General features: G+C 71.5%; 20 protein-coding genes. 15 read left to right on the plus strand and 5 right to left on the minus strand.

Going from position 1 to position 17,658, the window contains the following annotated elements:
• The first annotated feature begins 65 nt into the window (after nt 1-65).
• The 5 genes from O9Y01_RS15030 to O9Y01_RS15050 are packed head-to-tail and all read left to right on the plus strand — an operon-like array spanning nt 66 to nt 6,125.
• Entirely contained in the window at nt 66-530 is a 465-nt protein-coding gene (locus O9Y01_RS15030; RefSeq protein ID WP_269632418.1) for a formate dehydrogenase subunit gamma, read from the plus strand.
• The gene (locus O9Y01_RS15035) at nt 530-2,107 is read left to right on the plus strand and encodes a formate dehydrogenase beta subunit (protein WP_269632419.1); all 1,578 of its coding nucleotides are present in this window, start codon (nt 530-532) and stop codon (nt 2,105-2,107) included. The genes O9Y01_RS15030 and O9Y01_RS15035 overlap by 1 nt, the downstream gene beginning before the upstream one ends.
• Nucleotides 2,104-4,995 carry a formate dehydrogenase subunit alpha gene (fdhF, locus tag O9Y01_RS15040; protein ID WP_269632420.1) on the plus strand — a complete coding sequence of 964 codons (2,892 nt, stop codon included), beginning with the start codon at nt 2,104-2,106 and terminating at the stop codon, nt 4,993-4,995. The genes O9Y01_RS15035 and fdhF overlap by 4 nt, the downstream gene beginning before the upstream one ends.
• A 7-nt stretch (nt 4,996-5,002) precedes the next feature.
• Nucleotides 5,003-5,875 (plus strand): formate dehydrogenase accessory sulfurtransferase FdhD, encoded by an 873-nt coding sequence (gene fdhD, locus O9Y01_RS15045; protein WP_442952760.1) that lies wholly within the window; start codon nt 5,003-5,005, stop codon nt 5,873-5,875.
• A 19-nt stretch (nt 5,876-5,894) separates the two neighbouring features.
• A complete protein-coding gene (locus O9Y01_RS15050; RefSeq protein ID WP_269632422.1) occupies nt 5,895-6,125 on the plus strand; it encodes a formate dehydrogenase subunit delta in 231 nt (76 codons plus the stop codon).
• Between the two features lie 24 nt (nt 6,126-6,149).
• Here the strand turns inward: O9Y01_RS15050 and O9Y01_RS15055 are convergent, their stop codons facing one another.
• The gene (locus O9Y01_RS15055) at nt 6,150-7,124 is read right to left on the minus strand and encodes a hypothetical protein (RefSeq protein WP_269632423.1); all 975 of its coding nucleotides are present in this window, start codon (nt 7,122-7,124) and stop codon (nt 6,150-6,152) included.
• A gap of 349 nt (nt 7,125-7,473) precedes the next feature.
• On the opposite strand from O9Y01_RS15055, the gene O9Y01_RS15060 reads away from it, so the two are divergent.
• The 5 genes from O9Y01_RS15060 (at nt 7,474) to O9Y01_RS15080 (ending at nt 11,230) form a co-directional block, all read left to right on the plus strand.
• On the plus strand, nt 7,474-8,781 hold the full coding sequence (locus O9Y01_RS15060) for a hypothetical protein (RefSeq protein ID WP_269632424.1): 1,308 nt from the start codon (nt 7,474-7,476) through the stop codon (nt 8,779-8,781).
• 167 nt (nt 8,782-8,948) lie between these two features.
• The gene (locus tag O9Y01_RS15065; RefSeq protein ID WP_269632425.1) at nt 8,949-9,152 is read left to right on the plus strand and encodes a hypothetical protein; all 204 of its coding nucleotides are present in this window, start codon (nt 8,949-8,951) and stop codon (nt 9,150-9,152) included.
• A gap of 110 nt (nt 9,153-9,262) precedes the next feature.
• Nucleotides 9,263-9,703 carry a hypothetical protein gene (locus tag O9Y01_RS15070; RefSeq protein WP_269632426.1) on the plus strand — a complete coding sequence of 147 codons (441 nt, stop codon included), beginning with the start codon at nt 9,263-9,265 and terminating at the stop codon, nt 9,701-9,703.
• Nucleotides 9,704-9,791: 88 nt separating this feature from the next.
• A complete protein-coding gene (locus tag O9Y01_RS15075) occupies nt 9,792-10,295 on the plus strand; it encodes a DUF2059 domain-containing protein (protein ID WP_269632427.1) in 504 nt (167 codons plus the stop codon).
• Nucleotides 10,296-10,423: 128 nt separating this feature from the next.
• Nucleotides 10,424-11,230 carry an isocitrate lyase/PEP mutase family protein gene (locus O9Y01_RS15080; RefSeq protein WP_269632428.1) on the plus strand — a complete coding sequence of 269 codons (807 nt, stop codon included), beginning with the start codon at nt 10,424-10,426 and terminating at the stop codon, nt 11,228-11,230.
• Between the two features lie 31 nt (nt 11,231-11,261).
• Here O9Y01_RS15080 and O9Y01_RS15085 read toward each other — a convergent pair whose 3' ends face one another.
• Nucleotides 11,262-12,203, minus strand: a complete 942-nt coding sequence (locus O9Y01_RS15085; protein ID WP_269632429.1) for a pyridoxamine 5'-phosphate oxidase family protein — start codon at nt 12,201-12,203, stop codon at nt 11,262-11,264.
• Complete coding sequence (locus tag O9Y01_RS15090; RefSeq protein WP_269632430.1) at nt 12,200-12,853, minus strand: glutathione S-transferase family protein; 654 nt, start codon at nt 12,851-12,853, stop codon at nt 12,200-12,202. Before O9Y01_RS15090 ends, O9Y01_RS15085 begins: the two co-directional genes overlap by 4 nt.
• Before the next feature lie 107 nt (nt 12,854-12,960).
• On the opposite strand from O9Y01_RS15090, the gene O9Y01_RS15095 reads away from it, so the two are divergent.
• Together O9Y01_RS15095 and O9Y01_RS15100 are read left to right on the plus strand one after the other, a co-directional pair.
• Nucleotides 12,961-13,911 carry a LysR substrate-binding domain-containing protein gene (locus tag O9Y01_RS15095; protein WP_269632431.1) on the plus strand — a complete coding sequence of 317 codons (951 nt, stop codon included), beginning with the start codon at nt 12,961-12,963 and terminating at the stop codon, nt 13,909-13,911.
• A gap of 57 nt (nt 13,912-13,968) precedes the next feature.
• A complete protein-coding gene (locus tag O9Y01_RS15100) occupies nt 13,969-14,787 on the plus strand; it encodes a TPR end-of-group domain-containing protein (protein ID WP_269632432.1) in 819 nt (272 codons plus the stop codon).
• 39 nt (nt 14,788-14,826) lie between these two features.
• Here O9Y01_RS15100 and O9Y01_RS15105 read toward each other — a convergent pair whose 3' ends face one another.
• Nucleotides 14,827-15,291: a GNAT family N-acetyltransferase gene (locus tag O9Y01_RS15105; protein WP_269632433.1), complete on the minus strand. Its 465-nt coding sequence runs from the start codon at nt 15,289-15,291 to the stop codon at nt 14,827-14,829.
• A 107-nt stretch (nt 15,292-15,398) separates the two neighbouring features.
• Here O9Y01_RS15105 and O9Y01_RS15110 point away from each other — a divergent pair, with 107 nt between their 5' ends.
• The 3 genes from O9Y01_RS15110 to O9Y01_RS15120 all read left to right on the plus strand — a co-directional run bounded on the left by O9Y01_RS15110 (nt 15,399) and on the right by O9Y01_RS15120 (nt 16,831).
• Nucleotides 15,399-15,890 (plus strand): DUF1579 domain-containing protein, encoded by a 492-nt coding sequence (locus O9Y01_RS15110; protein WP_269632434.1) that lies wholly within the window; start codon nt 15,399-15,401, stop codon nt 15,888-15,890.
• 150 nt (nt 15,891-16,040) lie between these two features.
• The gene (locus O9Y01_RS15115; RefSeq protein ID WP_269632435.1) at nt 16,041-16,256 is read left to right on the plus strand and encodes a YgaP-like transmembrane domain; all 216 of its coding nucleotides are present in this window, start codon (nt 16,041-16,043) and stop codon (nt 16,254-16,256) included.
• A complete protein-coding gene (locus O9Y01_RS15120) occupies nt 16,253-16,831 on the plus strand; it encodes an RNA polymerase sigma factor (protein ID WP_269632436.1) in 579 nt (192 codons plus the stop codon). The genes O9Y01_RS15115 and O9Y01_RS15120 overlap by 4 nt, the downstream gene beginning before the upstream one ends.
• 6 nt (nt 16,832-16,837) lie before the next feature.
• On the opposite strand, the gene O9Y01_RS15125 is transcribed toward O9Y01_RS15120, so the two are convergent.
• Entirely contained in the window at nt 16,838-17,608 is a 771-nt protein-coding gene (locus O9Y01_RS15125; RefSeq protein ID WP_269632437.1) for an SDR family NAD(P)-dependent oxidoreductase, read from the minus strand.
• Nucleotides 17,609-17,658 lie beyond the last annotated feature (50 nt).

Below are 17,658 nucleotides of genomic sequence, written 5' to 3' on the forward strand. Positions count from 1 at the left end.
GGTCGCTCCCAACGGGGACAATGCGCAGCAAGGCTGCCCGAGCAGCACCATTCCCGAGTTCCGCCATGGACCAACAGACCAAAGACTCCCTCGCCGCCGTGCTGGCGGCCCATCCGCCGGCCCCCGGCGCCCTGCTGCCCCTGCTGCATGCGCTGCAGGAGGCCGTGGGCCATGTGCCGGCCGAGGCCGTGCCCGCCATCGCCGAGCACCTGAACCTCTCGCGCGCCGAGGTCCATGGCGTGGTCAGCTACTACCACTTCTTCCGCCAGCAGCCCCCGGGCCGCACGGTGCTGCAGGTCTGCCGTGCCGAGGCCTGCCAGTCGCGCGGTGCCGACGCCCTGCTGGCCCATGCCGAGCAGCGCCTGGGCTGCAGCTCGCACGGCACGCGCGCCGACGGCGCGGTGACGCTGGAACCCGTCTACTGCCTGGGCCTGTGCGCGTCCTCGCCGGCCCTGATGCTCAACGACCGCCTGCATGCACGCATGAGCGCGGCCAGGCTCGACGCCCTGCTTGAGAAGGAGGGCCTCTGATGTCCGCCGTGAAAGTCTTCGTCCCCCGGGACTCTGCCGCGCTGGCCGTCGGCGCCGATGAGGTCGCCGCCGCCCTGATCGCCGAATGCCAGTGCCGAGGTCTCGCCATCGAGCTGGTCCGCAACGGCTCGCGCGGCCTGCTGTGGCTGGAGACCCTGGTCGAGGTGCAGACGCCGCAGGGCCGCGTGGCCTACGGCCCCGTCGAGGCCACCGACGTGCCCGGCCTGCTCGACGCCGGTCTGCTGAGCGGTGGCGCGCACCCGCTGTGCCACGGCTTCACCGAGCAGATCCCCTACCTCGCGCTGCAGGAGCGCCTGAGCTTCCGCCGTGTGGGCGTCACGGACCCGCTGTCCCTGGCCGACTACGAGGCCCACGAGGGCTGGGCGGGCCTGCGCAAGGCCCTGCAGCTGGACGGCGCGGGCATCGTCGCCGAGATCACCCATTCGGGCCTGCGCGGCCGCGGGGGGGCGGCTTTCCCGGCCGGCATCAAATGGCGCACGGTGCTGCAGACCGAGGCCAAGCAGAAGTACATCGTCTGCAACGCGGACGAAGGCGACTCCGGCACCTTCGCCGACCGCATGGTGATGGAGGGCGACCCCTACATGCTGATCGAAGGCATGGCCATTGCCGGCCTGGCGGTGGGCGCCGACCGGGGCTACGTCTATGTGCGCTCCGAGTACCCGCATTCGATCGCCGTGCTGAACGAGGCCATCGCTCGCGCCACGGCCGCCGGCTTCCTCGGCGCGAACCTGCTGGGCTCGGGCCGCGCCTTCCACCTCGAGGTGCGCAAGGGCGCGGGCTCCTATGTCTGCGGCGAGGAAACGGCCCTGCTGGAAAGCCTGGAGGGCAAGCGCGGCGTGGTGCGCGCCAAGCCGCCGCTGCCGGCGGTGCAAGGCCTCTTCGGCCAGCCCACGGTCATCAACAACGTGCTGACCTTCGCCGCCGCGCCGCTGATCCTGGCGCGCGGCGCGCCCTTCTACCGCGACCACGGCGTGGGCCGCTCGCACGGCACCCTGCCCTTCCAGCTGGCCGGCAACATCAAGCACGGCGGGCTCGTCGAGAAGGCCTTCGGCCTGACGCTGCGCGAGCTGCTCTACGGCTTCGGCGGCGGCACGGCCACGGGCCGGCCCATCAAGGCCGTGCAGGTGGGCGGCCCGCTGGGCGCCTATGTGCCCGAGTCGCATTGGGACGTGCCGCTGGACTACGAGGCCTATGCCGCGATGGGCGCGGTGCTGGGCCACGGCGGCATCGTCGTGCATGACGACACGGCGGACCTCTCGCAGCTGGCGCGCTACGCCATGGAGTTCTGCGCGATCGAGTCCTGCGGCAAGTGCACGCCCTGCCGCATCGGCTCGACGCGCGGCGTCGAGGTGATCGACCGTCTGCGCGCCGACCAGAACCGCGAGCAGCAGGTCGTGCTGCTGCGCGACCTCTGCGACACCATGCTGCACGGCTCGCTGTGCGCCATGGGCGGCATGACGCCCTACCCGGTGCTGTCCGCCCTCAACCATTACCCGCAGGACTTTGGCCTGACGAGCACGCCAAAGCTGGACCAGACAGCCGCGCAGGAGGCATGACCATGAACACCACCGAGATCGACTACGGCACGCCCCGCCGCGAATCCGAGCGCGAAGTCACCCTGGAGATCGACGGCCACAGCGTCACCGTGCCCGCCGGCACCTCGCTGATGCGCGCGGCCACCGAGGCCGGCGTGATGGTGCCCAAGCTCTGCGCGACCGACAGCCTGGAGCCCTTCGGCTCCTGCCGCCTGTGCCTCGTGGAGATCGACGGCCGCAAGGGCTTCCCCGCCAGCTGCACCACGCCGGCCGAGGCCGGCATGAAGGTGAAGACCCAAAGCCCGAAGCTGCAGCAGCTGCGCAAGGGCGTGATGGAGCTCTACATCTCCGACCACCCGCTGGACTGCCTGACCTGCAGCGCCAACGGCAACTGCGAGCTGCAGACCCAGGCGGGCGTCGTGGGCCTGCGCGAGGTGCGCTACGGTGTCGGTGAGAAGGCCGGTGCGCACCACTGCGACCTGCCCAAGGACGAGTCCAACCCCTACTTCACCTTCGACTCCAGCAAGTGCATCGTCTGCAACCGCTGCGTGCGCGCCTGCGAGGAGACGCAGGGCACCTTCGCGCTGACGATCTCGGGCCGCGGCTTCGAGGCCCGCGTCTCACCGGGCCAGGACCAGCCCTTCATGGAGTCGGACTGCGTGTCCTGCGGCGCCTGCGTGCAGGCCTGCCCCACGGCCACGCTGCAAGAGAAGACCGTCATCCAGATCGGCCAGCCCGAGCACAGCGTGATCACCACCTGCGCCTACTGCGGCGTGGGCTGCGCCTTCAAGGCGGAGATGAAGGGCAGCCAGGTCGTCAACATGGTGCCCTGGAAGGACGGCAAGGCCAACGAGGGCCACAGCTGCATCAAGGGCCGTTTCGCGTGGGGCTATGCCACGCACCCGGACCGCATCACCAAGCCCATGATCCGCGCCAGCATCCAGGACCCCTGGCAGGAGGTCAGCTGGGAGGTGGCGCTGAACCACGCGGCCAGCGAGTTCCGCCGCATCCAGGCCAAGCATGGCCGCGATTCCATCGGCGGCATCACCTCCTCCCGCTGCACCAACGAGGAGACCTACCTCGTGCAGAAGCTGGTGCGCGCGGCCTTCGGCAACAACAACGTCGACACCTGCGCCCGCGTCTGCCACTCGCCCACCGGCTACGGCCTGGGCCAGACCCTGGGCACCTCGGCAGGCACGCAGACCTTCAAGTCGGTCGAGAAGGCCGACGTCATCATGGTGATCGGCGCCAACCCGAGCGAGGCCCACCCGGTCTTCGGCTCGCGGCTGAAGAAGCGGCTGCGCGAGGGCGCGAAGCTGATCGTGGTGGACCCGCGCCGCATCGACCTCGTCAAGAGCCCGCACATCCAGGCGGCCCACCACCTGCAGCTCAAGCCCGGTACCAATGTGGCGGTGATCAGCGCGCTGGCGCATGTCATCGTCACCGAGGGTCTGGTCAACGAGGCCTATGTGGCCGAGCGCTGCGACCCCAAGAGCTACGCCCAGTGGCGCGATTTCGTGGCCCGCCCCGAGAACTCGCCCGAGGCCCTGGAAGCCGCCAGCGGCGTGCCGGCGGCCGAGGTGCGCGCCGCGGCGCGGCTCTATGCCACCGGCGGCAATGCGGCCATCTACTACGGCCTGGGCGTCACCGAGCACAGCCAGGGCTCGACCATGGTGATGGGCATCGCCAACCTCGCCATGGCCACCGGCAACGTGGGCCGCGAGGGCGTGGGCGTGAACCCGCTGCGCGGCCAGAACAATGTGCAGGGCAGCTGCGACATGGGCAGCTTCCCGCATGAGCTGCCCGGCTACCGCCACATCAGCGACAGCACCGTGCGCGGCCAGTTCGAGGCCGCCTGGGGCGTGACGCTGAACCCCGAGCCGGGCCTGCGCATTCCCAACATGCTCGACGCGGCCCTCTCCGGCAGCTTCAAGGGCCTGTACTGCGAGGGCGAGGACATCGTGCAGTCCGACCCCAACACCCAGCACGTGGCCGCCGCGATGATGGCCATGGAATGCGTGGTGGTGCAGGACATCTTCCTCAACGAGACCGCCAAGTACGCGCACGTCTTCCTGCCGGGCTCCAGCTTCCTCGAGAAGGACGGCACCTTCACCAACGCCGAGCGCCGCATCAGCCGCGTTCGCAAGGTCATGCCCCCGCTGGGCGGCTATGCCGACTGGGAGGTGACGGTCAAGCTGGCCGAGGCCCTGGGCTATCCGATGCACTACCGCAATCCCGAGGAGATCATGCAGGAGATCGCTGCGCTGACCCCGACCTTCGCCGGCGTCAGCTACGAGAAGATCGAGCGCCTGGGCAGCGTGCAATGGCCCTGCAACGACAGCACGGACGAAGCCGGCACGGCCATCATGCACGTGGGCAAGTTCGTGCGCGGCCAGGGTCGCTTCATCATCACCCAGTACGTGCCGACGGACGAGAAGGTCACCCGCAAGTTCCCCCTGCTGCTGACCACCGGCCGCATCCTGAGCCAGTACAACGTGGGCGCCCAGACGCGCCGCACCGAGAACAACCAGTGGCACAGCGAGGACGTGCTGGAGATCCATCCGCACGACGCCGAGGAGCGCGGCATCGCCGAGGGCGACTGGGTGGGCATCCACAGCCGCGCCGGCGAAACCGTGCTGCGCGCCACGGTGACCGAGCGGGTGCAGCCGGGCGTGGTCTACACCACCTTCCATTTCCCCGAGTCCGGCGCCAACGTCATCACGACCGACAACTCCGACTGGGCCACCAACTGCCCCGAGTACAAGGTGACCGCCGTGCAGGTGATGAAGGTGATGCAGGCTCAAGCCCTCTCGCCGTGGCAGAAGGAGTTCAACCGCTTCGATGCCCTGCAGCAGGAGCTGCTGCACGCCGCGCAGCAGCCCGCGGAGGCCGTGCATGGCGGCAAGTGAGGCCCCGATGAAACGCCCGCGCGCCACCGCCACCCCCTCGCTGGACTTCTGCGAGGGCGCCCGCGCGCTGCCGGTGCGTCGCGTGCGCGGCGGCCACAGCGCGGAGCTGCTGGACTGGGTGGCCGATGAGGTCCCCGTGGCGCTGGAGTACAACGGCGTCAGCCATGCGGTGATGCTGGCCACGCCCCTGGACCTGGAGGACTTCGCGCTGGGCTTCTCGCTCAGCGAGGGCATCCTGCAGGGGCCGGACGAGCTCTACGGCGTGGAGGAGCAGCCCGGCCCGCAGGGCATCACGCTGAAACTGGAGATCGCCAGCGGCGCCTTCGCCCGGCTGAAGGAGCGGCGCCGCACCCTGGCCGGCCGCACCGGCTGCGGCCTGTGCGGCACCGAGAGCCTGGCCCATGTGGCGCGCGACCTGCCCGCGCTGCCGGCCACAGGGGGTCAGGTCTTGCGTCAGGAGGCCATCGCTCACGCGATGAGCCAGTTCTGCGAGCAGCAGACCCTGCAGCAGGCCACCGGCGCCGTGCATGCCGCGGCCTGGTGCTCGGCCGACGGCGAGCTGCGCTGGCTGCGCGAGGATGTGGGCCGGCACAACGCGCTGGACAAGCTCATCGGCGCCCTGGCCCGCATGGGCGTGCAGGCCAGCGAAGGCTTCATCGCCGTGACCAGCCGCGCCAGCTTCGAGATGGTGCAGAAGACCGCCATGGCCGGCGTGCCGCTGCTGGCGGCGGTCTCCGCCCCCACCAGCTTCGCCGTGGCCACCGCCACGCAGGCCGGCATGACCCTGGTCGGCTTCGCGCGTGGCCAGGATCTGGTGGTCTACTGCCACCCCGAACGCCTGGACCTGGGCGCCCAGGGCGCCAGCGCCGCGCCTCACTGAACACGCATCGCGACACACCATGGACATCGCCAAACTCGTCCGCATGGCCAACCAGATCGGCACCTTCTTCCAGGCCATGCCCGACCATGCCGAAGCCCTGGAGGGCATCGCCCTGCACCTCCAGAAATTCTGGGATCCGCGCATGCGTCGCGAATTCCTCGGCGCCCTGGAAGCGGGGCATGCCGACACCCAGGCCCTGCTACCCATCGTGCGGGAAGCGGTGCAGGGACGGCGGGCCGCGCTGGAATGAAGCGGCGGCGGCCCGCGCCGGGGCTTACTCGTCCCCGGAGATCAGCACCCAGTTGAAGGCGCGCGTCAGGTTGACCTGGAAGCCCACCTGGGAGACCCCGTTGTCCAGGAACTCGATGCCCACAGCCTTGCCGGTGCGGGTGCTCGGGCTGGGCAGGTGGTACTGGGAGGGGACGTAGAACGAGGCGGGCTCCGCCACCGTGACCCGCACCTGCTTGTTCACGTACAGGGTCTGGATGTTGTTCTTCAGGTACATGCCCACGTCGATGCCACCGTAGAGGTAGGTGTTGGGCTGGATGGCGTTGACGAAGCCGAACAGGGCCTGCTGCGGCGCGACGTCGAGGATCCTGCCGGAGAAGGTGCCCGTGGCCAGCGCAATCTGCCCGGCCGCGCCGGCGAGCTTGCCGTTGATGTAGTCCCCCAGCCAGGGCACCCAGCCCAGGGAGTTGTTACAGGCCGTGCTCTGGCTGGGCTCGAAGGTGACGTTGGCGCCGCTGACGGCGCCGGTGAAGGGGTTGTAGTCCAGGGTGGCGGCGATGGATCCGATGCTCAGCGAGACCGTGCACTCGAAGCTCACCGGCCCCGAACGCCCGTTGGCCTGGAGCACGACGTCATAGCGCAGACCGTCCATCCTGAAGCGGAGGTTCCCGCCCTGCAGGCCCGACAGCGAGGCGTTCAAGGTGCCCCGCAGCACGCCGGAGGGGTACTTCATCTGCACCGTGACGTCACTGGACTGCGCCGCCGCGGCCCGCACCGCATCGTTCAGGGCCCACTGGATGCCCAGGTAGTAGCCCTGCGCCGTGTTGATCAGATTGTTCATCTGCGCCGACTGCGCCAGATCGCCGCCGGCCAGAGGCGTGCTGCTGCCCTGCCAGGTGGCGGAGGCCGCATAGCTGCTGCCGCTCAAGGAGGACTGGTAGGTGTTGCCGCTGCGGGCCTGGGCGCTGCTGGCGGACAGCAGGATGGCCAGGGTGCATCCGATCGCCTGGATCGCTTTCATGGGTTCTCTCCCTCGTAGTGGATGGGTCTTGCCGTTCGATGACGCGGCCCTTTCGCAGGGCTCGCGCCGTGGGGTCAGCGGACGGCGCATGAGGCCGCCCGCAGCCGCCGCGCAGGCTAATGCCAGGCAGCGGTGGATCGACACCTGTCAGCTCTGACAGCGTCCCGGCTGCGCTCCTGTGACAGCCCTGCCCGCCTCCAGTCGCACCGGCAGCAGCCCATGGAGTGCGCACCCACATCCCACCGGACCCCAGCGACCTGGCTTGCATCGCTATGCGCACAGCCCTGCGCGCGAGACCCGCCCACCGCCTGCTAATGGAGGTTCTACACTCCTCGGCCGAGGAGGGAGCATGTCAGGACCACGCCGCTGGATCACCGCACTCGCCCTGCTGAGCCTGGGACTGGCCGCCAGCCTGGGATGGCGGCGGGCGCCTGGCGCGCAGGAGGCGACACCGGTCCCTCAGGCGGCGGCACAGGCCCCGCAGCGGGCGGCCTTGGTGCAGGCGCTGGCGGCTCAGCGGCAGCCATCGTCCGTGCCGGCGGGACCGGCCAGCGGGCCGCTCCTGGCAAGTCCGCCTCCGGACGGGCTCTCGGCACGCGCCCGGCGCATGCGCGAGGACTGGTGCGGCTATGGCCTGCCTGAGGCCAACAAGGAGGAGGAACAGCGCGATGCGCAACGCGACAGGGCGCATGACAGCGAGGAAGCCGAGGATCCCAGCGACGCCGAGCAGGTCCGGGCCCAGGCCCGCGAGCAGGTGCTGGCCTCATGGATCAGCACCCTGCGCAGCCGCAAGGACCTGCGCGCCCTGGCCATCGCCGACTACCTCGCCGGCGACACGCCCAGCCGCGCTCATCTGCAGGACCTCGCCCGGCGCAGCACCGACCCCATGGTCACGGTCCTGGCCCTGCAGCGCCCGTGCAAGAGCCAGGCCTGCACTGCCGTCGACGCGGCCCAGTGGGCCCGCCTGGAACCTGACAACCTGATGGCCTGGATGGCGCAGGCGGGGACGGAGCAGATGCCCTACCTGATCGAGCGCATGGGCCGGGACGCCCGGCGCAACGAGGACTACCTGCTGCCCCTGAGCCAGACACTGGCCGAGCTGAGCGATGCCACGGCACCCGGCCTGCGCCAGATGGCCGAGCTGGAGCTGATGGTCGGCATCCTGTCGGCCTGGAACCCGCCCGCCATGAGGCCGGTGCTGGACAGCTGCCAGGCGGCCCGCAGCCAGCCCGTCACGGCCGCGCACTGCGAGCGCATCGCCCAGCTGATGTGGGACAGCCCCCATCTTCTGGGCCGTGGCGTGGCCCTGGCCCTCGTGCGCCGCCTGCTGCCGCTCACCCATGCCCAGCGCTCGGAGTGGGAGCACCGGGCCCTGCGCTTCGAGGGGCTGCTGCAGGCCGACCTGGAGCGCAGCCAGGCCCAGGCCGAGCGCTGGATCCGCAGCCCGGCCCAGGACGGCTGCCGTGTCGCCGCCCTCGACCATGCCGAGTTGCGCAGGCGTCTGCGCCTGGGTGAATGGGCCCACGTCCAAGACCTCCAGGCGGCCAGCGGTGAGCGACTGGAGGTGCTGGCGGCCAAGTACCGCGCCGACCGCAATGGGCGTTCGGTCCTGGACAGCCCGGCGCCCGCCAGCGCCACTGCGTCCCCGGGCCGCTGAGGCCGCGATCCCACCCTTGAAGACCCGCTTGCCGGAGCCCGGCCGCGAGCAGCGGGCGCCGCAGCGCCTGCTTCACGATGCCGCGAGCCCTGCTCACTTCGAGAGCCAGGGCAGCAAAGCCAGGCGCTGAACCCGGGCCGCGTGAGCGCCGCGGCACAATGCCGTCCATGAGTCAAGAAGTCCCTACCGTCCACCTGACCCCCGAGGAACGCGACCACCTCTGGTACATGCCCCAGCAGCCCGGCGGTCGCATCGTGCCGGAGCCCATCCAGCAGCGCCTGCAGGACCTGGGCCTGGTGACCGCCCCCCTGGCCAACGGCCAGCGCGGCATCACCGTGCTGGGCGACAAGGTCCGGCGTGGCGTGATCTGAGGGCGCCGGGCGGGCGATCGCGGGGCCGGCGCTATGCTGGGCCCCATCGCTCCCATGGCACGGCAGACCGCCAGGGATGCGGGTCCGGATTCACCCTGGGGAGGGCATGCATGGCACCGGTCAGAAAACTTCGATGGGCTGCGGCCGTCACGACGGCTGGCGCACTGGGCCTGGCTGCCCTGCCCGCGCAGGCCTTCATCGACGGTGGTGTCGCCGGTGGCATCGCCGGGCTCTTCTTGCGCGGGGTGGGCCTCCTCCTGCTGATGGCGCTGGCTGCGGCCTTCGTCCTCGCGCGGCGCGAACCGTCATGGATCCGGCAGCTCCTCGTGATCAGCCTGACCTTCGGGGTCATGGCCACCGCAGCCGCGGCCCTGGTGCTGGGCCCCCTGGCCTTGATTGCAGGGCTGCTGGTCAGCCTGGCCTCCTTTGCCGTGCTGGGCGCGGGTATGGCCTTGGTGGCACTCCTTCCTAGCCCCGTCAGTCCGGAGCCGCAGGCCGAGGTACCGCCCCCGGCCGCACCGTCCTCTGACGCCCCGCCGCACCGTCCTTGAAATCCAGGGTACAAGTGCGTCCGGCATGCAGCGCCCCGCCGCCTCCGCGGCCTCAGACGCCGCACCAGATCAAGAACCGGGAACACCCATGAAGAACCTTTTCAAGACCACCCTCGCCATCGCCACCCTGGGTTTCAGCAGCCTGGGCTTTGCCGCCGACTCGGCGCCCGTCGAGGCCGCCCGCCTGCTCGACACCCTGAACCTGCAGCGCGTGCTGCAGGAATCCATCGAGACCTCGCTGGACGCCCAGATCCAGCGCCAGCCCAAGCTCGTGCCCTACCGCGCGGTGATGCTGACGTTCATGGCCAAGTACATGAGCTACGAGGGGCTCAAGGACGAGCTGGTCGACATCTATGCCAAGGAGTTCACCGGCGAGGAGCTGGCCGCCCTGCGCGAGTTCTACCAGACCCCCGTGGGCCGCAAGGCCATCGAGCGTCTGCCCGCGCTCATGGGGCAGGGCATGCAGATGGGCCAGCGGCGCGTGCAGGCCCACCTGGGCGAGCTGGAGGACATGATCAAGGCCGAGACCGAGCGCCTGCAATCGCAGCAGCAGTCGCAGCAGCCAGCGCAGCAGCCGAAGAAGGCGAAGTGAAGCCGGCCTGAGCGGCGTGCGCTGACCGCGCGGACCGTGAGGCACAGGTCCGATTCCGTCCAGCCCCGGGCGGTCCGGGCGTCTAGAGTGCAGGCATCCCTTCCACTGCCTGCACTGCCTGCACTGCCATGAGCACGCCAATTCAAGACTTCCATGCCCTCCACGCCCCCGGCCAGCTGCTGATCCTGGCCAATGTCTGGGACGCCGGCAGCGCCGTGCTCGCACGGGAGGCCGGCGCCCGCGCCCTGGCCACCAGCAGCGCCGCCCTGGCCTGGTCCCTGGGCCATGCCGATGGCGGCCTGCTGCCCCGCCAGGAGCTGCTGGACGCCGTCACCCGCATCCAGCGCGTCAACCCGCTGCCGCTGACGGTGGACATCGAGAACGGCTACAGCGACGAGCCGGACGCCGTGCTCGCCCTGGTGCAGGAGCTGCTCGCCCGAGGCGTCGTCGGCATCAATCTGGAAGACGGCCTGCAGCCCCCCGCGCTGATGGAGGCCAAGCTGCGCACGCTGCGCGAGGCCCTGCCGCGCCCGGGTCTGTTCATCAATGCCCGCATCGACACCTACCTGCAGCGCGCACTGCCTCCCGAGGCACTGGAAGACGAGGCCCGCTCGCGCATGGCACGCTACGCGGCCGCCGGCGCCGACGGCCTCTTCCTGCCCGGGCTGGCCGATCTGGACGTGGCCCGCCGCCTGGCCGCGTCGACACCGCTGCCGCTGAACCTGATGAGCTGGCCCGGCCTGCCCGGCGCCGACGCCCTGCGCGCGGCCGGCGTGCGCCGCCTCAGCGCGGGCGCCTCGCTGTTCAAGTCCTGCTACGGCGCCCTGCTGACGGACATGTCCCGCCTGCACGAGCAGGGCGAGTTCGACGGCTGGGCCCACGCCCTGGACTACGCCCGCACCAACGCGTGGATGAACGCCGCCCGCGGCCGCTGAGCCGCTGAGCCGCTGCATGCCGCCTGCCGCGTCATGCTGGCAGGAACTGCGGCGCCAGCTCCGGCGCACTCCAGCGCAGGGGCAGGGCCGCGGGGCGCCAGCGCCCCTGCAGCAGCCGCAGCTTCAGCAGGCGCTGGGCACCTGGAAAGTCCGCGAGCTCCGGGCCATCGTGCTGGATCTCGGCCTGCGCCGCCAGCTGCAGCAGATGGCCGTGCTGCCAGTCGACGAAGAGCAGGCCCGCGCGCGGCCAGGCCAGCAGATTGCCCAGGGTGTTGAAGAAGCGGTTGCCAGCATAGTCCGGCACGATGAGCTGGTCGCCCCCGGCCTCCCGCAGCACGCGCACGAAGCCGGGGCGGCCCCCGCGGTGCGAGATGTCGACGCCCGCTCCCTGAGGGCCGGTACCCGCCGGCCGGGCACTGCTGCTGCTGGCGATGAAGAGCGTGTCGGCCGCCTGCACCAGGGCCAGCGCCTCGGCACCGAGCGAAGGGCCCAGGGTCTGGACCGGCCCCGGCTCGCGCCGGACGTGCTCGGCCCGCCGGCCCTGGATGTACTTGGGACAGTTGCCGAAACTCTGACCCACGCGAACCGAGAAGCCGGCCGCGTCCAGCGCCTGGACCGTGCCATTCATGCGGTTGCGGCGGCGGGTGTGCGGCTCCAGTCCCAGCAGCGCCACAGCGGCACCGGGGTGCAGGCCCTGGGCGGCCGGATCCTCGGCCCTCGGGCGGGCATCCAGCCGCAGCTGCTGCGCGTCCGGGCTGCGGGCGAAGCCCGGCGCGCCGCTGAGCAGGGTGGCCCAGGGCTGGCCCTGAGCGTCGAGGGTCCCCAGCCACATCGTCGGCAGCTGCGCAAAGAAGTCGCGATGCTGGTCCGGCATGGCGTCCCGGATCATCCGCCCGCCCAGCTCGGACAGGGCCTCGCCCAGGCCCAGTCGCTCGTGCATCTGCTGCTCGCCCGCGTGGAAGCGCGCACTCATGACAGGGCCTCCAGGCCTGGCGCGACGGGCATGGGCACGAATCCCGGCAAGGCCTCGACCGCGGCCAGCCAGCGGCGGATGTGCCCATAGGGCGCCAGCGGCAGTCCGCCTTCCGGTGCGCGGGCCGTGTAGGCGTACAGAGCCAGGTCGGCCAGGGTGGGGTGCGGCGCGGCCAGCCAGGGCTGACGGGCCAGCTGCTGCTCCATGGCGCCGAACAGGCGTTCGGCCAGGGCCGGAGCCTGAGGCACCGGCGGGCGGCCGAACAGCGCGGCAGCGCGCGCCGCTGCGGGCCCGTGGGCCAGCGGGCCTGCGGCCAGACTCAGCCAGCGCTGCACGGCGGCCTGCAGCACCGGGGACTCCGGCAGCCACTGGCGGCGGGGATCGTGGCGCAGCGCCAGGTAGACCAGGATGGCATTGCTGTCCGACAGCACCTGGCCGTCGATCTCCAGCACCGGCACCTGGCCCAGGGGATTGAGCGCCAGGAACTCGGGCCGGCGCTGCTCACCCTGGCGCAGATCCAGCTCTCGCTCCTCCCAGGGCAGGCCCAGCAGGGACAGCAGCAGACGCACCCGGTGCACATGGCCGGACAGGGCAAAGCCATGCAGGCGGGCGGGCGTGGCGATCGTGGTGGCGGTGGACGGCGAAGACATGGCGGGCGCTCCCGGAGTGATGAATGGGCCTCAGCCTATCCATTGCCTGGAACTTGATGAATAGCCTGCGTCTACATTTCAGAATTGCAAATTCTGAAAGGATTGCCATGGATCATCTGCAGTGCATCCGGACCTTTGTCGCCGTGGCGGAGGCCGGCAGCCTGGCCGCCGCGGCCCGCCAGCAGGAGGTCTCGGCGCCCACCGTCACCCGGGCCATCGCCCTGCTGGAGCGCCGCCTGGGCGCGCCGCTGCTGGTCCGCACGACACGCAGCCTGCAGCTGACCGAGACCGGCGAGCAGTACCTCGGCGATGCGCGCCGCGTGCTGGCCGAGCTGGACGCCGCCGAGGCCGCCGTCACGGGCCAGCGCCAGCTGGTCCAGGGGCGGCTCGCGGTGACGGCGCCCGAGCTCTTCGGCCAGCGCCATATCGCGCCCTTGCTGTTCGAGTTCCTGGACCAGCACCCGCAGCTGGAGGCCCGCGCCTTCTTCAGCAATCGCCTGGTCCACCTGATCGACGAGGGCTTTGACGTGGCCCTGCGCATCGGCCAGCTGCCGGACTCCGGGCTCACCGCCGTGCCGGTGGGCAGCCTGCGCGTGGTGCTGGTGGCGTCGCCGGCCTACCTGGCCCGTGCCGGCCGCCCCCGCACACCGGCCGAGCTGGCCCGGCACCGCATCATCGGGTTCAGCATCGAGGGCCAGGGGCGGGTCGACTGGCAGTTTCCCGGGCACAAGAGCATGCGACCGCCCGCAGAGCGCCTGATCGTGAATGCCAACGGCACCAAGGTGGCGGCGGCGGTGGCCGGCCAGGGCATCACCCGCGCCCTGGCCTACCAGGTCACGGACGAGGTCCGCGACGGCCGCCTGCGCGTGCTGATGCGCGACTGCGAGCCGCCGCCCGTGCCGGTGCACCTGGTCTATCCGGCGGGGCGGCTGGCCACGGCCAAGGTGCGCCAGTTCGTGCAGTTCGCCGCTGAGCGGCTGCGCGCCCTGCCTGTGCTGCAGGGGCGCGGCCTGGAGCCGCCACGGCGCACCGGATCCGGACAGGGAATTCCGGGATGATGGACGCGCAGTAGCGGCGCTATGCTCCGCGGCCATCGACACGACAAGGAGGCACACATGATGATTCGGACAGCGCTGGCATGCCTGGGCCTGGGACTGCTGGGCCCCTTGCAGCACGCATGGGCGCAGGACGAGCAGTGCCAGCAGGTCCGCCAGCGCTACGCGCAGGGCACACCGTCGGCGACCGCCGAGAACGAGATGGCCTTCTGCGCGGCCCGCGAAGGCCAGGTGGAGCAAGCCTTCTCCTTCCTCGAGAAGGCCCTGGCCAAGGGGCTGCACGACTACCGCCAGGTCGCCGACGACGAAGACTACCTGCCCCTGCGCCCCGACCCGCGCTGGCCCGCCCTGCTGCAACGCCTGGCTCAGGCCGAGCAGGCCTATCTGAAGACCATCAATGCCGAGCTCAAGGCCCTGCACGATGCCGACCAGGCGGACCGGCGCGCCCCCGGCATCGACTGGGCCGTGGTGGGGCCGCGCGACGACGAGCGCCGCGCCCGGGTGCTGGCCCTGGCCGCGCAGGGGCAGCTCAAGGCCGCCGACGACTACTACCACGCCGCCCTGGTGATGCAGCACGGCCGCACGCCCGAGGACTATGCCCAGGCCATGCAGTGGGCGCGGCAGGCCTGGACGCTCGACCCGCAGCACCACGGCGCCCGCTGGCTCAGCGCCGCCGCCGAGGACAGGCATCTGCACGCCCAGGACAAGCCCCAGGTGTGGGGCACCCAGTACCGCAAGCCCAAGGGGCAGGAGCGCTGGACGCAGGAGCCCTTTGACCGCGAGGCCAGGACCGACGCCGAACGCGAAGCCATGGGCGTGCCCACCCTGGCCCGGAGCGAGCAGCGGCTCCAGCGCATGAACGCCGCCCCCGCGCACTGAGCAGGCGGACCGGGCGCTCAGGGAGCGCTCAGGGGACGGTCAGGGGGCGGTGGCGTCCGGCAGTAACTCCAGCTCCTCGTCACCGAAGCGGTCCGTGCGGCCGGTGGGCCGCCAGCCCAGGCGGCGGTAGAAGCCATGCGAGCGCAGCGCCGGGTCGCTGCCGCACCCCAGGAAGAGCCGGCGGTGGCCGCGAGCCCGCAGGTCCGCCACGAGACGCAGCAACAGCCGCCGGCCCAGGCCCCGGCCCTCGAAGGCCGGCAGCAGGGCCAGCACCACGACCTCGCCGCTGCCGACGTCACCGAAGGCATAGCCGGCCATCACCTCGCCGGCCCAGGCCACATGACCGACGAGCTCGCCCCGGCTCACCTGGCCGGACCAGGACGCCACGGTGATGCCCAGCGCGGCCAGGCGCTCGGGCGGGACGGCGTTCTCGCGGGTGCGGCCGCGCAGGTCCACGCAGGCGGCGATGTCTTCCGGCAGCGCCGGGCGCAGGTCGATGTCCATGCCGCGCATTGTGCCGGCGCGCCGCGCCGCCGGGGTCTGCTGACAAGACGTGGCAGTGGCGGGACTTACGCTCTGCGCCCTGACCACCCCTGCCTCCAGGACGGACCATGACACTCCCGCTGCGCGACGACGCCCCGCATGACTTCGACTTCATCCACGGCCACTGGCGCGTGCGCCACCGCCGCCTGCTGAAGCGGCTGCAGGGCTGCCAGGACTGGGTGAGCTTCGAGGGGCTGTCATCCACGCGCCCGGTGCTGGGCGGCTTCGGCAACCTGGAGGACAACCTGCTCCAGCTGCCCGAGGGCGAGGTGCGGGCCGTGGCGCTGCGCTCCTATGACGCGGCCCGCCGGCAATGGTCGATCTGGTGGCTGGACGGCCGCCTGCCCGGCCAGCTGGACACGCCCGTGGTGGGCCGCTTCCAGGGGCACCGCGGCGAGTTTCTGGCCGAGGACCAGCTGGACGGCCGCCCCATCCGCGTGCGCTTCATCTGGCTGGCCGAGCCCGGCCAGCCGCCGCGCTGGAGCCAGGCCTTCTCGCCCGACGGCGGCCAGACCTGGGAGGAGAACTGGACCATGGAGTTCCTGCCGCTGGCCCGCTGAGGGCCAGCCTGGGGGCCGCGACGACCCTGCGGCCACACCCGGAGAACGCCCGGCGCACTCCCGTCACTTTTTTTGCAGGTGGCTGAATCCTTTCGCGCCGGCCACGCCTCTTGTGCTGGGTGATCCACTTCCAGCCCGAGGAGGCTGTCCATGTTCTACCTGAAACGCAATGTGCCCGCGGCCGAACGCATCGCACGTCTGGCGGGGGCCACCCTGATGGTCCTGGCCGCGGTCATGGGCGGCCTGGAGCCGGCCTGGGCCTGGCTGCTGGGCGGCTCCGGCCTGGGCCTGGCGCTCACCGCCCTGCTCGGCTTCTGCCCGGCCTGCGCGATGATGGGCCGCCGCCCCCTGGACCGTCAGCCATGAACCCTGCCCACACCCCCCTGGTCGAGGCCGCCCGCGCGGGCGACACCCAGGCCCTGCACGAGCTGCTGCGCCGCTGTCAGCCGGACCTGCGCCGCTTCGCCCGGCGCAGCTGCGCCAACAGCGAGGACGCCGAGGACGCCGTGCAGCTGGCCCTGTGGCAGCTGCACCGCCGCATCGGCACCCTGCGCACGGTGGCGACCTTCACGACCTGGCTGTTCCGCATCGTCGAGCGCGAGTGCTGGCGCCTGCTGCGCGGCCAGCCCCGCCATGTGCCCCTGGACGAACTGGCCGCCCAGGACCATCCCGAGGCGCCCGCCCTGCCCCTGGACCTGCGCCAGGACCTGGTCCGCGCCCTGCAGGCCCTGAGCCCGCCCTACCGCGAGGTGCTGCTGCTGCGCGATGTGCACGAGCTCAGCGGCCCGGAGGTGGCCGCCGAGCTGGGCCTGAGCCTGGAGGCGGTGAAGAGCCGCCTGCACCGGGCCCGGGCCCAGGTGCGCGAGCGCCTGCTGGCCAGCGGCTACTGGATGAAGGACGGCGTGCCGGAGCCGCAGGCCGCGGGCGCCCCGCCCCGCTGAGTCAGCTCAGAGGAACATGCCGCCCGAGGCCTCGATGCGCTGGCCGGTGATCCAGGCCGCGCCGGGCTGCATCAGGGCCGCCACGGCGCCGCCGATGTCCTCGGCCTCGCCCACCCGACCCAGGGCGGTGACGGAGGCCAGGAAGGCATTGAGCTGGGCGTTGTCGCGCACCGCACCGCCGCCGAAGTCGGTGGCGATGGCCCCTGGCGCGAGGGTGTTGACCCGGATCCCCCGCGCCGCCAGCTCCCGGGCCTGGTAGCGGCTCATCACCTCCACCGCGCCCTTCATGGCGGCATAGCCCGCATAGCCGGGCACGGTGAAGCGGGTCAGGCCACTGGAGATGTTGAGCAGCCGGGCGCCGTCGGCCAGCAGGGGCAGCAGGGCCTGGGTCAGGAAGAAGGGACCCTGCAGGTGCAGGCGCCACATCTGCTCCAGCTGGGCCGGCGTGGTCTCCGCCACGCTGGCGTGCAGGCCGGCGCCCGCGTTGTTGACCAGGCCGTCCAGCTGCTCGCGACCCCAGGCGGCCAGCTGCGATTGCAGCGCCTGCACAAAGGCCGGGAAGCCGTCGACCTGGGCCATCTCCAGCGGCAGGGCCGCGGCGCGGCGGCCCAGGGCCTCGATCCGGGTGACCACCCCCTGCGCGGCCTCGGCCGCGTCGCGGTAGGTGATCAGCACGTCGTGCCCGCTGCGGGCCAGCGCCAGGGCCATGGCGGCGCCCAGGCCGCGGCTGCCGCCGGTGATCAGGGTGATCGGGGTGGTGTGGGAGGGTTGGTTCATGACAGCGTCCTGCATCGGTTGAGGGATGCACTCACTGTATTGATCGCCTG

The sequence above is a fragment of the Pelomonas sp. BJYL3 genome (assembly GCF_027257975.1).
GTDB lineage: Bacteria > Pseudomonadota > Gammaproteobacteria > Burkholderiales > Burkholderiaceae_C > Roseateles_B > Roseateles_B flavus.